The organism is Duganella radicis (genome assembly GCF_009720825.1).
Taxonomy (GTDB): Bacteria; Pseudomonadota; Gammaproteobacteria; order Burkholderiales; family Burkholderiaceae_D; genus Rugamonas; species Rugamonas radicis.
This window is the reverse complement of sequence record NZ_WNKY01000011.1, coordinates 116,696-131,954: the sequence shown is the minus strand read 5'-3', so window position 1 is coordinate 131,954 and position 15,259 is coordinate 116,696. Positions and strand designations below refer to the sequence as shown.

Annotated in this window: 13 protein-coding genes; 9 read left to right on the top strand and 4 right to left on the bottom strand. The window is 63.5% G+C overall.

Going from position 1 to position 15,259, the window contains the following annotated elements; all coding sequences use genetic code 11:
* Positions 1-10: 10 nt before the first annotated feature.
* A complete protein-coding gene (locus GM676_RS12755) occupies positions 11-610 on the bottom strand; it encodes a glutathione S-transferase family protein (protein ID WP_155463944.1) in 600 nt (199 codons plus the stop codon).
* Between the two features lie 167 nt (positions 611-777).
* On the opposite strand from GM676_RS12755, the gene GM676_RS12750 reads away from it, so the two are divergent.
* The 7 genes from GM676_RS12750 to GM676_RS12720 all read left to right on the top strand — a co-directional run bounded on the left by GM676_RS12750 (position 778) and on the right by GM676_RS12720 (position 10,845).
* Positions 778-1,335, top strand: coding sequence for a phosphatase PAP2 family protein (locus GM676_RS12750; protein WP_229262659.1), 558 nt, complete (start codon positions 778-780; stop codon positions 1,333-1,335).
* A 91-nt stretch (positions 1,336-1,426) separates the two neighbouring features.
* Positions 1,427-4,954: a chromosome segregation protein SMC gene (smc, locus tag GM676_RS12745; RefSeq protein WP_371866220.1), complete on the top strand. Its 3,528-nt coding sequence runs from the start codon at positions 1,427-1,429 to the stop codon at positions 4,952-4,954.
* Positions 4,951-6,108, top strand: coding sequence for a cell division protein ZipA C-terminal FtsZ-binding domain-containing protein (locus GM676_RS12740; protein ID WP_155463942.1), 1,158 nt, complete (start codon positions 4,951-4,953; stop codon positions 6,106-6,108). The genes smc and GM676_RS12740 overlap by 4 nt, the downstream gene beginning before the upstream one ends.
* A gap of 9 nt (positions 6,109-6,117) precedes the next feature.
* A complete protein-coding gene (gene ligA / locus GM676_RS12735) occupies positions 6,118-8,451 on the top strand; it encodes an NAD-dependent DNA ligase LigA (RefSeq protein WP_155463941.1) in 2,334 nt (777 codons plus the stop codon).
* Between the two features lie 3 nt (positions 8,452-8,454).
* Positions 8,455-9,354: a UTP--glucose-1-phosphate uridylyltransferase GalU gene (galU, locus tag GM676_RS12730; protein WP_155463940.1), complete on the top strand. Its 900-nt coding sequence runs from the start codon at positions 8,455-8,457 to the stop codon at positions 9,352-9,354.
* Positions 9,351-9,887: a peptide deformylase gene (gene def / locus GM676_RS12725; RefSeq protein ID WP_155463939.1), complete on the top strand. Its 537-nt coding sequence runs from the start codon at positions 9,351-9,353 to the stop codon at positions 9,885-9,887. The genes galU and def overlap by 4 nt, the downstream gene beginning before the upstream one ends.
* Before the next feature lie 4 nt (positions 9,888-9,891).
* Positions 9,892-10,845: an ion channel gene (locus tag GM676_RS12720; RefSeq protein ID WP_155463938.1), complete on the top strand. Its 954-nt coding sequence runs from the start codon at positions 9,892-9,894 to the stop codon at positions 10,843-10,845.
* Here GM676_RS12720 and GM676_RS12715 read toward each other — a convergent pair.
* The 3 genes from GM676_RS12715 to GM676_RS12705 form a co-directional block, all read right to left on the bottom strand.
* Complete coding sequence (locus tag GM676_RS12715) at positions 10,842-11,255, bottom strand: hypothetical protein (protein ID WP_155463937.1); 414 nt, start codon at positions 11,253-11,255, stop codon at positions 10,842-10,844. The two genes, GM676_RS12720 and GM676_RS12715, sit on opposite strands and share 4 nt — an antisense overlap.
* 30 nt (positions 11,256-11,285) lie before the next feature.
* Positions 11,286-12,395: a DNA topoisomerase IB gene (locus tag GM676_RS12710; RefSeq protein WP_155463936.1), complete on the bottom strand. Its 1,110-nt coding sequence runs from the start codon at positions 12,393-12,395 to the stop codon at positions 11,286-11,288.
* 78 nt (positions 12,396-12,473) lie between these two features.
* Entirely contained in the window at positions 12,474-12,701 is a 228-nt protein-coding gene (locus GM676_RS12705; protein ID WP_155463935.1) for a hypothetical protein, read from the bottom strand.
* 120 nt (positions 12,702-12,821) lie between these two features.
* Here GM676_RS12705 and GM676_RS12700 point away from each other — a divergent pair, with 120 nt between their 5' ends.
* Both GM676_RS12700 and urtA read left to right on the top strand, forming a co-directional pair.
* Entirely contained in the window at positions 12,822-13,931 is a 1,110-nt protein-coding gene (locus GM676_RS12700) for a porin (protein WP_155463934.1), read from the top strand.
* Between the two features lie 82 nt (positions 13,932-14,013).
* Complete coding sequence (urtA, locus tag GM676_RS12695; protein ID WP_229262664.1) at positions 14,014-15,210, top strand: urea ABC transporter substrate-binding protein; 1,197 nt, start codon at positions 14,014-14,016, stop codon at positions 15,208-15,210.
* The last annotated feature ends 49 nt before the right edge of the window (positions 15,211-15,259 follow it).

Sequence of the window (15,259 nt, the reverse complement as noted above, 5' to 3'; positions counted from 1 at the left end):
GTAGCGCTAATCAGGGCACGCCGTTCGCGGCGTGAGTCAGGTAGCCGGCGCGGGTGGCCAGGCGGGCGGCCCAGGCTTGCATTGCTGGCAGCGTGGGGTGCTCGATCGGCGTCGACAGCCAGCGGTTGTGCGACAGGCCCAGCACGATGTCAGCCAGGCTGAACTGGTCGCCCGCGACGTAGGCCCCGGTGGCGGCAAGCCGGGCGTCCAGCAGCGTCATCAGGCGGTTCCATTCGGCCGCGCTGGCGGCGATGGCTTTGGCGTCCGCGTACGCTGGACTGCCGCGCACCAGTCCCATGAAGGCGTAGCGCCACGCCGTGTTCAGCTCCGTGGCCTGCCAGTCCATCCATTTTTCCACCTGCGCGCGTGCCATCGGCTCGGCGGGCAGCAGATCCGTGCGGCCGTGCTTGCCAGCCAGGTAGCGGCAGATGGTGTTGGACTCCCACAGCGCCTGCCCCTCATCGACGATCACCGGCACCAGTCCATTGGGATTCAGCGCCAGATGGCCGTCGCCATGCGGCTCGTGCTCGTAGGGCTGGCCAATTTCCGCGCACGTCCACAATACTTTGCGCACATTGATGGAAGTGGGTTTTCCAAGGATTTTTAACATGGCATCGGCATATTGCATTTGGGTAATAGTTCGCCATAATACACATGCATGTGTTTTAATGCGTGCTGCAATGCAAAATACAAGGAGCAAGCAGGCAGATGATGTGGTGGCATTGGTTGAGTGTAATTGGAAGTCTGGCAGTAACCGGGCCCATCGGCGTGGCGATCATGGTATGGCTGATGGCCGGTAAATCCTGGCGCCTGACCGCCATCTGGCTGGTGCTGTTTGGCGCCGGCATGGCGCTGGTGGTGGCCACCAAGATGGCGTTTGTCGGCTGGGGCGTGGGCGTGGAATCGATCGATTTTGCCGGTTTCAGCGGCCATGCCATGCGCGCCGCCGCCGTGTTTCCCGTCGCCGGCTACCTGGCGACCCGCTCCTCCCCATGGTGGGTGCGCCAGCTAGGCATCGCCGCCGGCGTGCTGCTGGCGGTGCTGATTTCCATGTCGCGCGTGTATGTGCGCGCCCATCCATCGTCCGAAGCGGTCACCGGCTGCCTGCTGGGCTTGGGCGTGGCCGCCATCTTCATCTGGTACGCCAGCACCGAGAATCACATGGCCCTGAGCCGCATCCTGGTGCTGCTGTGCATCCCGGTGCTGCTGGTGGCGCCGCAGGTCGAGCCTATCCCGGCCGAACAGTGGATTACCAAGGCCGCGCTCCAGTTGTCCGGCCGTGATAAGCCCTACACCCGCGAGATGTGGCGCAAGCAGCGCTTCCCGCTGGACTGACGGCGTCGCAACGGTGCGCGTTTTCCGGCCTTATTCGATGCGCAAAATGGTATTATTGTGAACTTTTCCAGCCCACACACCAGATAACAACGTGCGTCTATCTTCCATTAAATTGTCGGGATTTAAGTCTTTCGTTGATCCCACCAATTTCCAGGTACCGGGTCAGTTGGTTGGCGTGGTGGGGCCCAACGGTTGCGGCAAGTCGAACATCATCGACGCCGTGCGCTGGGTGCTGGGCGAGTCCAAGGCCTCCGAACTGCGCGGCGAGTCCATGCAGGACGTGATTTTCAACGGCTCCACCCACCGCAAGCCGGCCGGCCGCTCGTCGGTTGAACTGGTGTTCGACAACAATGCCGGCAAGGCCGCCGGCCAGTGGGGCCAGTACGCCGAAATCGCCGTCAAGCGCACGCTGACGCGCGACGGCACCTCGACCTACTACATCAACGGCCAGCCGGTGCGCCGGCGCGATATCCAGGACATCTTCCTCGGCACCGGCCTCGGTCCGCGCGCCTACGCGATTATCGGCCAGGGCATGATCTCGCGGATTATCGAGTCGCGCCCGGAAGAGCTGCGCGTGTTCCTGGAGGAAGCCGCCGGCGTCTCGAAGTACAAGGAGCGCCGCCGCGAAACCGAAAACCGCCTGCACGATACGCGTGAAAACCTGCTGCGTGTGGAAGACATCCTGCGCGAACTGAACTCCAATCTGGAAAAGCTGGAAGGCCAGGCCGCCGTCGCCACCAGGTTCCACCAGTTGCAAGCGGACCAGGAAGAGAAGCAAAAACTGCTTTGGCTGCTGCGCAAAGTGGAAGCCGAGAACGAGCAGAAAAAATACTTCCGCGAAGTCGAACAGGCGCAGAACGATCTGGAAGAACAAACCGCCAAGCTGCGCAACGTGGAGCTGTCGCTGGAGCAGATGCGCCAGTCGCACTTCGCCGCCGGCGACCGCCTGCATACCGCGCAGGGATCGCTGTACCAGACCAACGCCGAAATCGGCAGCCTGGAAGCGCAAATCAAGTTCGTGGTCGAATCGCGCAGCCGCCTGCAAGCGCAGCTGGCCGCGCTGACCGCGCAGCGCGACCAGTGGCAGCGCCAGGCCACCGAAGGCGGCGAGCAAATCTCCGAGGCCGAGTTCACGCTGGAAGAGCTGAGCGCCAAGGTGGAAGAGTCGCAGGTGATGGCCGAGCAAAAAGCCGAGTCCTTGCCGATGCTGGAACAGGCCTGGAAAGAAGCCCAGACCAAGAGCACCGAATCGCGCGCCCGCATCATGCAGGCGCAGCAGCAGCTGGAGCTGGAATCGGCGCACCAGCGCAACGCCAACAACATCCTCAACGGCCTGGCCGTGCGGCGCGAGCGCCTGCAACAGGAGAAGAGCGGCTTGATCCTGCCGGATAGCGCGCATCTGGCCAACCTGCGCATGCAGCTGGAAGAAAAGCAGCAGGCGCTGGAAGAGCAGAGCTTCCTGCTGGAGGAGGCGCATGAGCAGCAGCCCAAGCTGGAGCAGGAACGCCAGGAGGCGCAGCAGCAGGTCAACGCCGAAACCGCCGCCAACGCCCAGCTGGAAGCGCGCCTGAATGCGCTGCGCCAGTTGCAGGAGCGCGTGCAAACGCAGGGCAAGGTGACGCCCTGGCTGCAAAAGCACGAGCTGGAATCACTGCCGCGCCTGTGGCAAAAACTGAATATCGAAAGCGGCTGGGAGCCGGCGCTGGAATCGGTGCTGCGCGAGCGCACCTCGGCGCTGCAAATGTCGAACATCGAATGGGCCAAGGCTTTCTTCAGCGATGCGCCGCCGGCCAAGCTGGCGCTGTATGCGCCGTCTGCCGCGGTGCCGCCGGCGCCGGTGGAAGCGCCGGGCCTCAAGCCTTTCCTGAATCTGTTGAAGATCAACGATCCGGGCCTGCGCGGCTTGCTGCAAGACTGGCTGCACAACGTCTACGTAGCCGACGACACGGCCGAAGCCTTTGCCGACCGCGCCAAGCTGCCGGCCGGTGCCAGCATCGTCACCCGCCAGGGCCACGTGATTACCCAGCACAGTGTGCGTTTCTATGCGGCCGACTCCGAGCAGGACGGCATGCTGGGACGCCAGCAGGAAATCGACAACATCACCAAGCAGCTGCGCGCGCAGCAGATGCTGGCCGACGAAGCGCGTGCCCGTTCGGTGCGCGCCGAAGCCGCCGTGACGGAACTGACGCGCCGCCTGACCGAGTACCGCGCCAAGCTGCAAAGCCTGCAATCGTCGGTGCATACGCTGCAACTGGAGGTGGTCAAGCTGTCCGAGATCGAGGCGCGCTTCAACCAGCGCAGCACGCAGATCGAAACCGATCTGGCCGAAATCGCCGCGCAGGAAGAAGAGCAAACCCAGATCAAGCTGGAATCGGAAGAGAAGTTCGAACAGCTGGATATGGAGCTCGGCAACCTGCAAGGAGAGCATGAAGACGGCCAGACCGATTTCATGGCCAAGGAACAGCGCCTGGCCGATGCGCGCGAAGCCTTGCGCGATCTGGAGCGCGCCGCGCAGGAAGTGCAGTTTGCCGAGAAGACCCAGCGCAGCAAGATCGAGGAACTGCGCCGCAATATCGCCACCGCCTCGGCGCAGGTGGCGCAGGTTAACGAGAGCATCGAATCCGGCCGCATGGAGCTGGAAGGCCTGGAGCAGGGCACGGCCAACGAAGGCTTGCAGGAACTGCTTGACCGCCGCACCACGCAGGAGAAAGCGCTGTCCGACGCGCGCCACGAACTCGATCAGATCGCGCAGCAGCTGCGCATGTTCGAGGAAGGCCGCATGTCCACCGAGCGCGCGCTGCAACCGCAGCGTGACAAGATCATGGAGCTGCAACTGAAAGAGCAGGCGGCGCGCCTGAATCAGGAGCAGTTTGCCGCGCAGCTGGCCGAGGTGCAGGCCGACGAGGCGGCGCTGTCCGAGAAGCTGCACCCGGACATGAAGGCGTCGTATCTGCAAGGTGAAGTCACGCGCCTGACCAACGCCATCTCGGCGCTGGGCGCGGTCAACCTGGCGGCGCTGGACGAACTGGCTACCGCTTCCGAGCGCAAGAACTTCCTCGATTCGCAGAACGCGGATTTGCAGGAGGCCATCACCACGCTGGAAGACGCCATCACCAAGATCGACAAGGAAACGCGCGATCTGCTGCAAGACACGTTCGACCGCGTCAACGGCCACTTCTCCGAACTGTTCCCGATCCTGTTCGGCGGCGGCCAGGCCAAGCTGATTATGACCGGCGACGAAATCCTGGACTCCGGCGTGCAGGTCATGGCCCAGCCGCCGGGCAAAAAGAACGCCACCATCCACCTGCTGTCCGGCGGCGAGAAAGCGCTGACGGCGACCGCGCTGGTGTTCTCCATGTTCCGGCTGAATCCCGCGCCATTCTGCCTGCTCGACGAAGTCGACGCGCCGCTGGATGACGCCAATACCGAGCGATTCTGCCGGATGGTCAAGCGCATGTCTGACCAGACCCAATTCCTCTTCATCTCGCACAACAAGATTGCGATGGAGATGGCCAATCAACTGATCGGTGTGACGATGCAGGAACAAGGTGTATCGCGCATCGTGGCGGTGGATATGGAATCCGCCGCAAACTTCGCTTCCGAGGCTCAAGCAGCATGACAGATCTTCAACTCAGTTTAATCGCAGCCGCCGGCGTGTTTGTCGCCGGCGTCTTCACGTACAACAAAATACAGGAATACAAGGCCAAGAAAAGCGTGGAACGCGCTTTCTCGTCCGACCATGACGATGTGCTGATGCGCAGCGGCGATGACGCCCCGTCGGTCGTGGCCCGTCAGGAACCCAGCTTCTCGCTCGACAGCGCCACTCCCGGCGTGGCCGGCGGCGAAGCTGCCGCAGCGGCGGCCGCACTGAGCGAGGTGGCGGCGGAATTCAGCACCGACGATATCGGCGGCCAGCCCGCCAGCGTGGACGAACTGGCCGCGCGCGCCAATGCCGCCACGGCTGCCGCGGCCGAACAGGCCACGGCGCTGGTCGATCCGCTGATCGACTGCCTGCTGCCGCTGGCGCTGGAAGCCCCGGCGCGCGGCGACAAGCTGCTGCCGGTGCTGCAAACCCTGCGCATGGTCGGCAACAAGCCGGTGCATTTCATCGGCAAGGCCGTCAGCGGCGACTGGGAGCCGATCGTCCACGGCGGCGTCTACACCGAACTGCAAGGCGGCGTGCAACTGGCCAGCCGCAGCACCGCGCTGAATGAACTGGAATACTCGGAACTGGTGACGCGCTTGCGTGCCGTGGCCGACGAAATCGGCGCCGAACCTGCCGTGCCGGACATGATCGAAGTGATGGCCGAGGCACGCAATCTGCACCGCTTCGTCGCCGGTCACGACGCGCAACTGGGCGTCAACCTGCAAAGCAATGGTGCGCCATGGTCGGTGACCACGCTGATTGGCGCGCTGGAGAAGCAAGGCTTCGACGTGCGCCCGGACGGTCGTTTCGTCATGCCGGACGGTGATGGCGGTTTCCTGTTCTCGCTGTCGACCAATGTCACGCCGGCCGAGGAAACCACCTCGCGTCTGACGCTGCTGCTGGACGTGCCTTGCGTGGCGCCGGCGCGCGACGGCTTCGGCGCCATGGTCGCCTGCGCCAAATCGCTGGTGGCGCGTCTGGACGCGACCATCGTCGACGATTACAACCAGCCGCTGTCCGACGCCGCGCTGACCGAAATCGCCGGCCAAGTGAAGGACTTCTACGACGAAATGAATGACGCCGACATCCCGGCCGGTTCGACCCGCGCACTGCGTCTGTTCAGCTAAGGTTTGTACATGGAAGTGGATTTCAAAACGCGCATCGCACAACTCAGCGCGGAGCTGCAACGGCATTTGCACGCCTATCACGTTGAAGACGCGCCCACCATTCCGGACGCGGAATACGACAAGCTGTTCATCGAGCTGCAAAAGCTGGAAGAAGCGCATCCGGAGCTGGCGCTGCCGGACTCGCCGACCAAACGCGTGGGCGCGGCGCCATTGCCGCAGTTCGAGCAGGTGACGCACTCGGTGCCGATGCTGTCGCTGAATAACGGTTTTACCGATGAAGACATCGAGAACTTCGATCGCCGCGTGCGCGAAGGCCTCGATACGGCGGCGCTGATCGAATACGCGGCCGAAGTGAAATACGACGGCCTGGCCATCAACCTGCGCTACGTCGACGGCCTGCTGGTGCAGGCGGCCACGCGCGGTGATGGCTATACCGGCGAGGATGTCACCGCCAATATCCGCACCATCCACAGCATTCCGCTGCGCCTGAATACCGATCATCCGCCAGCCATCCTCGATGTGCGCGGTGAGGTGCTGATGTTTAAAAAAGATTTCGAAGCCATGAACGCGCGCCAGCGCGAAGCGGGCCAGAAGGAATTCGTCAATCCGCGTAACGCGGCGGCGGGCAGCCTGCGCCAGCTCGATTCGCGCATCACCGCATCGCGCAAGCTGAGTTTCTTCGCTTACGGCGTCGGTGCGCTGGAAGGCGCCGAGATGCCGGCCTCGCACTCGGCGCTGCTGGCGTGGTACCGCCAGCTTGGCCTGCCGGTGGCGAAGGAAGCCACCGTGGTAAACGGCTACGATGGTTTGATGGACTACTACAAACAGATCGGTAGGGCCCGCCCGACTATGCCATACGAAATCGACGGCGTGGTCTACAAAGCCAACCGGCTGGAAGACCAGCGCACGCTGGGCTTCGTTTCGCGCGCGCCGCGCTTCGCGCTGGCGCACAAATTCCCGGCCGAGGAAGCGCTGACCGTGGTGCAGGCGATTGAAGTGCAGGTTGGCCGCACCGGGGCGATTACGCCGGTGGCGCGGCTGGCTTCCGTGTTCGTCGGCGGCGTCAACGTCACCAACGCCACGCTGCACAACGAAGACGAAGTGCGCCGCAAGGACGTGCGCGTGGGCGACACCGTGATCGTGCGCCGCGCCGGCGACGTCATTCCGGAAGTGCTGGCCGTGGTGCTGGAGCGCCGTCCGGAATCGACGGTGGCTTACGAGCTGCCGAAAGCCTGCCTGGTGTGCGGCTCGCACGTGGTGCGGGAAGAGGGCGAGGCGATTGCGCGCTGCTCCGGCGGCTTGTTCTGCTCCGCGCAGCGCAAGGAAGCCATCCGTCACTTCGCCGGCCGTCGCATGATGGACATCGAAGGCCTGGGCGACCGCTATATCGACAATCTGGTCGAGCATGGGCTGGTGAAGCGCGTGGCCGACCTGTACGCGCTCAAGTTGGAAGACCTGCTTGAGATGAAGCGCCTCGCGGATGAACGTGACGGCACCACGCCGGAGACGGTCGCGCAAGGCAAGATCGCCACCAAGTGGGCCGACAATCTGCTGGAAGCCATTGCCGCCAGCAAGAACCCGCCGCTGGAGCGCCTGCTGTTCGCGCTTGGCATCCGCCACGTCGGCGAATCGACCGCCAAGACGCTGGCCGAGTGGCTGGGCCGCTTTGACCTGATCCGCCGTGTGCCGGCCGCGCTGCTGCGCGTGCTGCCCGATATCGGCGGCGTGGTGGCCGACTCCATCGCCGACTTCTTCGCCGAACCGAAGAACCAGGAAGCCATCGACGCGCTGCTGGCGGCCGGCGTGGCGCCGCAAGGCGAACACCCGCCGAGCGCCAAGCTGCGCGAAAAGCTGGACCCGGTCAAGCTGATGGCCGCGCTGGCGATTCCAAAACTGACGGAACCGCGCAGCAAGCAGCTGGTCGAAGAAGGCGTGACGCTGGAAGCGCTGGCTTACCTACAGGTGTTCAACGTCTTCGGCTTGCCGGCGACGGTGTCGGAATCGCTGGACAGCTGGATGGCGCAGCCGGGCAACCGCGAGCAAGTCAAGGCGTTGCATCTGCTGCGCGAAGACCTGCTGGCGCAGTTGCCGCAAACCGCGGCGGCCGAAGGCCACCTGACCGGCAAGACCTTTGTACTGACCGGCACCTTGCCGACCATGGGCCGCGACCAGGCCGCCGCGCTGATTGAAGCGAAGGGCGGCAAGGTCTCCGGTTCCGTTTCGAAGAAAACCCATTACCTTGTCGCTGGCGCGGATGCGGGCAGCAAGCTGGCCAAGGCGCAGGAGCTGGAAGTCACCATTCTGGACGAGGCAGGACTGCTCGCACTACTCGAAGAAAAATAAATCATGCCAAAAATTCAAAAAGCCGTATTCCCCGTCGCAGGCCTGGGCAGCCGTTTTCTCCCCGCGACCAAGGCGCAGCCGAAAGAGATGCTGCCTATCGTTGACAAGCCATTGATCCAGTACGCGGTGGAAGAGGCGGTGGCCGCCGGCATCACCGAGATGGTGTTCATCACCGGCCGTAACAAGCGTGCCATCGAGGACCACTTCGACAAAGCCTATGAGCTGGAGTCCGAGCTGGAAGCCGCCGACAAGCAGCAGTTGCTGGAACTGGTGCGCAATGTGATTCCGAAAAGCGTCAACTGCATCTACATCCGCCAGTCGGAGCCGCTGGGCCTCGGCCATGCGGTGCTGTGCGCGCGCCCGGTGATCGGCGACGAGCCGTTCGCCGTGCTGCTGGCCGACGACTTCATGGATACCGACACCGGCGTCAAACCGGTGCTGGCGCAGATGACCGACCTGTATGGTTACGAGCGCTCCAGCATCCTGGCGGTACAGGAAGTGCCGCGTGCGGCGACGCGCCAGTATGGCATTGTCAGCGCCAGCGGCTACCAGCCAAAGCTGGAGCTGGTGCACGGCATCGTCGAGAAACCGAAGCCGGAAGACGCCCCATCGACGCTGGCGGTGGTGGGCCGCTATGTGCTGTCCGGCCGCATCTTCGACTATCTGGAAAACCTGGGCAGTGGCGCCGGTGGTGAAATTCAGCTGACCGACGGCATCGCGGCGCTGATGAAGGACGAGCGCGTGCTGGCCTACCGCTACGACGGCACCCGCTACGATTGCGGCTCCAAGCTGGGCTACCTGAAAGCCACCACCGCGATGGGCCTCAAGCATCTGGAAACCGGCGCGGAATACTGCGAATTCCTGCGCGATATCCAGTGCGACATCGGCGTGCCAGCCAAATGACGGTCCGCGAAATCCTGAAGATGGGCGATCCGCGCCTGCTGCGCGTGGCCGAACCGGTGACCGAGTTCGACACGCCGGCCATGCGCGCACTGATCGCCGACATGTTCGACACCATGCATGCGGCCAATGGCGCGGGCCTGGCGGCGCCACAGATCGGCGTCAACCTGCAACTGGTGATCTACGGCTTCAAAAGCAATCCGCGCTATCCGGATGCGCCGCAGGTGCCGGAGACGGTGCTGATCAATCCTGTGCTCACGCCGCTGTCGGAGGAGATGGAAGAAGCGTTTGAGGGTTGCCTGTCGGTGCCCGGCATGCGCGGCAGCGTGCCGCGCTACACGCGCCTGCGCTACGAGGGCGTGGACCAGTATAACCAGCCGATCAAGCGTGATGTCGACGGCTTCCACGCGCGCGTGGTGCAGCACGAGGTGGATCATTTGCTGGGCAAGCTGTACCCCATGCGCATCAAGGACTTTTCCAAATTCGGCTTCACCGAGGTGATGTTCCCCGGCCTCGATCCCAACGACGACGATTGACTTTATGAAGCCACAGTCGCCGCAGCAACCGATACGTCCGCGCGTGGGACAGGTGCGCGGCGAGTTTCAGCTCGGGACCTCGCGCATCAAGCGCGTGGGCATCAATCGCTGGCACTGGGGCGACATCTACCACTGGATGCTGACGGTAAGCTGGCCGCGCTTCTTTCTGCTGGTGGGGGCGCTGTACTTCTTGACCAATCTTGTTTTTGCGCTGGCCTTCTACCTGGTGCCTGGCTCCATCTCCAACGCGCGTCCCGGTTACTTCCCCGATTGCGTGTTCTTCTCGATCGAGACGCTGGCGACGGTGGGCTATGGCTATATGAATCCCGCGACGACCTACGGCCACATTGTCGCCTCCACCGAGATTTTGCTGGGCATGGTGGAAGTGGCGGCGGTGACCGGGCTGCTGTTCGCACGCTTCTCGCGTCCGACCTCGCGCATCATGTTTTCCAACGTGGCGGTGATCACGCCATTCAACGGCGTGCCGACCCTGATGCTGCGCGCCGGGAACGAGCGCGCCAACCTGATACTGGAAGCCTCGGTGCGCGCCTCGCTGGTGCGGCGCGAGACCACGCTGGAAGGGCAGGTGTTCACGCGCTTCTACGATCTGGCTCTGGAACGCGAACATTCCGGCGTGTTCGCGCTGACCTGGACCATCCTGCACAAGATCGACGAATCGAGTCCCTTGTTCGGCAAGACGCAGCAAGACTTGCAGGCCGAAGGCACCACGCTGGCGGTGGCCATCTCCGGCACCGACGACACCCTCAACGATTTCGTGCACGCGCGCCAGACTTACGCGGCGGAGCACATCTACTACAACCACCATTTTGCCGACATCCTGTCCGACAAAATGGAAGGCAATGTGCGGGTGCTGGACTACAGCAAGTTCCACGACATCTATCCCGATGGCAGCCGCGAGGGCAGCATGCCCGGCGCCGCGCTGGCGCATCCCGGTTAATTGCCCAGCAGGTCGCGCGCGTTCAGCAGGGCGTAGACGATTTCGGGATGCTCGCGGAAGCAGCGGCGCACGGCGGCGGGCAGAGCCTCGTGCGTGCGGCGGCACAGGCCTGGCTGCTCGGCCAGTTTGATGCTCAGGCCCATGACGGTGCTGACGCCACGGTCGCTGGGTGTGATGGTCAGCCGGATGCCGAGCAATTCCTGCAAGCGCTGCTTGATGCGGCCCAGATCTTCGTAGCTGGTCATGGCCTCGATGCGTTCGATCAGGCGTTTTTCCTCTTCACGCGTCAGGCGCAGCACGCGGATATCGGCGCCGTCGCGCTCCCAGGCGTCGAGCAAGTCCTCGCGCCCGCACACGCAAGCGCCGGGCGGGCACTCTTTGCGGATCGGGAAAGGCAGGACTGGTGGCATGGTCAGGCTCGTGTTTTACGAACCTGAATTCTACTCCAATCGCTGTTGTAAAAGCGCGAGGACGGCGGCTTCTTCGGGATGGTAGCGGCTCAGGGTTTCAACCATGGTGCCGTCGAGGTAGGCCTCCAGCACCGCCGGGTGGACGTAGCATTTGCGGCAGATCGTCGGCGTGTTGCCGAGTTTTTTCGCCACCGATTCAATCGCTTGCACGATGTTTTTCCGGGCTTGCGTCTCGGAGTCGTATTTTTCATAGGCTTTCAGCGCCATCGCCGCCAGCACGGTGCCGGCCCAGGTGCGGAAGTCCTTGGCGGTGTAATCGGCGCCGGTGATCGCTTGCAGGTAGTCGTTGACGTCGGACGAATCGATGGCGTGCGGATTGCCATCGTCGTCTTCGTACTGGAACAGTTCCTGGCCGGGCAGGTCGCGCATGCGGTTGATGATGCGCGCCAGCCGGCGGTCGTGTACTTCCACCGCGTGATGCACGCCGCTCTTGCCGCGGAAGCGGAAGGTCACCGTGCTGCCGTCCAGCCGTACGTGGCGCTCGCGCAGCGTGGTCAGGCCGAAGGATTTGTTCTCGCGCGCGTACTCCTCGTTCCCGATGCGCATCAGGGTCGCTTCCAGCAGGTAGACAATGGTGGCCAGCACCTTCTGGCGCGGCAGGCCGGGGAGCCGTAGCGCTTCATCGACGGCGCCGCGGATGCCGGGCAGGGCCTGGCCGAAGCTGAGCATGCGGCTATATTTGGCTTCGTCGCGGTGGGTGCGCCAGCGGGCGTGGTAGCGATACTGTTTGCGGCCGCGCGCGTCGCGCCCCGTGGCTTGCAGGTGGCCCAGCGCGTGCTTGCAGATCCAGACGTCGGTCCATGCCGGCGGAATCACCAGCGCTTTGATGCGCGCCAGTGTGTCTTCGTCCGTGACCACGCTGCCGTCGGCGTCCAGGTATTGGAACTGCTTGCCGCGCAAGCGGCGGGCGATGCCCGGCTGGTCGTCATGGACGTAGCGCAAACCGGCCAGCTTCGCCGCCACCGGCGGCGGTATGGACGCCGATGCCGACGCCCCCGCTGCGGCGGATGGCGCGCGCGCGGGTTTGGCTGCCGCCGGGCGGGCGGCGGCGGGCAGGGGGGCGTGCTGGTCGCGCTTCATGGGCATCCTCGCTGAACGGGTCTGCTGGGATGCTACGCCCGGGAGCACCCGGGTGATGTGCGCTAGCGCACGCTTTGTTCAGTCCATGCGCTTGAGGCGCTGGCCGACGATGCTCCATTTGCAAGCCTCGCCGTCCACGGTGCCGGTCAGCACCCAGCCGGTGCCGATCTTCTCGACGCCGATCTCGCATTCCAGCTCCTTGCCCAGCTTTTCGGCCCAGCCCTTGGCGGCGCCCTGGCCCTTGAACAGCTCATGGCCGTCGTAGATCACGGTGGCGTCGAAAACAGGGGCGGCAAATACGGTCATGATGGTTTTCCTCGCAAAGCCCGTATTGTGCCACCTTTACCACTACGTCATTCAACGTATGTCCAGCAGGTTGCCGGCTGGTTAATCTTGTTTCATCCAAAACCAAGACGGGAGAGCAAGATGGCGTTGAAGAAGGTGGTACTGGCGGTGGCTGTGGCGGCAATGGGCAACGCGTTTGCCGGCGCGACGGTCAACTTCGGCGAGGACAAGTCGGTCAGCGTCGGCTTCGGCCTGCGCGAGAGCTACACCAGCGCGGAGAAGGGCGCGCCGGACGGCGGCCGCTCCAGCGATTTTAATCTCGACAGCGGACGCCTGTTCTTCGGCGCTTCGCTCAACAAGAACATCAAGGGCATGTTCAACACCGAGTGGGACGGCGAGCAAATCCGCGTGCTGGACGCCGCCGGCCAGTTCGCCATCTCGCCGGAACTGAATATCTGGGCCGGCCGCCTGCTGTCGCCGTCCGACCGCGCCAACATGGCCGGTCCTTACTACTCGCTGGGCGGCGGCTACTGGGCCGGCGTGGCGTCGCGCTACGGCTACAACGGCGGCATCTTCCGCGGCCGCGACGACGGCGTGGTCGTATGGGGCAATGTGGGCGATGGCGGCCGTCTCGGTTACTCTTTCGGCGCGTTTGAAGGCCACACCTTCGGCATCGGTTCGCTGACGCAGAACCAGGCCAAGGCCGCGGGCATCAAGGCCGACGACGCGCTGATGTACGCGGGCCGCATCCAGTACGACTTCTGGGACGCGGAACCGGGCTACTACGGCACCGGCAACTACCTCGGCGGCGCCGACATCCTCGCCATCGGCGTGGCCGGCCGCACGCAGAAGGACGGCATCCTCACGGTCGGCAAGGTGGGCGACTACAGCTCGTACAACGTCGATTTCCTGCTGGAGAAGCGCATCAAGGGCGCCGGCGCGTTCGCGGTGGAAGCGGCCTGGTACAAGTACGACACCGATGACGTCATCAAGTCCGAACAGGGCAAGGCCTATTCGGCCGGCGCTTCCTACATCTTCGAAGACAAGGCCGGATGGGGCAAGTTCCAGCCCTTCGTGCGCTGGCAGAAGTTCGCCGCCGACACCAACATCGACACCAAACAATTCGACGTCGGCACCAACTACATCATCGACGGTTACAACGCGCAGATCAGCGCCGTGTACTCGAAAACCAAAATCACTGGCGTAGCGGACAACGACAAGTTCTCGATCGCCCTGCAACTTCAATACTGATTAACCACCACGGAGCTCACCCATGCAAAATCGTCGTAACTTTATCGGCACCCTGAGCCGCATCGCCGCCGCTACCGCACTGATGGCCGCCGGTGCGCAGGCCCACGCCGCGGACACCATCAAGGTCGGCATCCTGCATTCGCTGTCCGGCACCATGGCGATCTCGGAAACGTCGCTGAAAGACGTGGCCTTGATGACCATCGATGAAATCAACGCCAAGGGCGGCGTGTTGGGCAAGAAGCTGGAGCCGGTGGTGGTGGACCCTGCCTCCAACTGGCCGCTGTTTGCCGAAAAGGCGCGTGGCCTGATCGCACAGGACAAAGTATCGGTGGTGTTTGGCTGCTGGACGTCGGTGTCGCGCAAATCGGTGCTGCCGGTGTTTAAGGAATTGAATTCGCTGCTGTTCTATCCAGTGCAGTACGAAGGCGAAGAACTGGAAAAGAACGTGTTCTACACCGGCGCCGCGCCTAACCAGCAGGCCATTCCCGCAGTCGAATACCTGATGAGCAAAGAGGGCGGCAGCGCCAAGCGCTTCGTCCTGCTGGGCACCGACTACGTTTATCCTCGCACCACCAACAAGATCCTGCGCGCCTTCCTGAAGAGCAAAGGCGTGAAGGAAAGCGATATCGACGAGGTCTACACCCCGTTCGGCCATTCGGACTACCAGACCATCGTCGCCAATATCAAGAAGTTCGCGGCGGGCGGCAAGACGGCGGTGATCTCGACCATCAACGGCGACTCCAACGTGCCGTTCTATAAAGAGCTGGGCAACGCCGGCCTGAAGGCGACCGATGTGCCGGTGGTGGCGTTTTCGGTGGGCGAGGAAGAACTGCGCGGCGTGGACACCAAGCCACTGCTGGGCCACCTGGCTGCATGGAACTACTTCGAGTCGGTGAAAAATCCGGTGAACTCGGACTTCATCAAGAAGTGGAAAGCCTACGCCGCCGCCAAGAAGCTGCCGAACGCGAACACGGTCGTGACCAACGATCCGATGGAAGCCACCTACGTCGGCATCCACATGTGGGCGCAAGCGGTGGAGAAGGCCAAGTCGACCGACACCGACAAAGTGATCGCGGCAATGGGCGGCCAGACCTTCAAGGCGCCATCGGGCTTCACCCTGACCATGGATGCGACCAACCACCACCTGCACAAGCCGGTGTTCATTGGCGAAATTCGTCCGGACGGCCAGTTCAACGTGGTGTGGAAAACTCCAGGCCCGGTGCGCGCCAACCCATGGAGCCCGTTCATCCCGGGTAACGAGGGCAAGCAAAAGCTGTAATTTCCCCGCCCCGCGCGGCAGCTGGGCGCGGGGCAGCTTCACCTAAGGA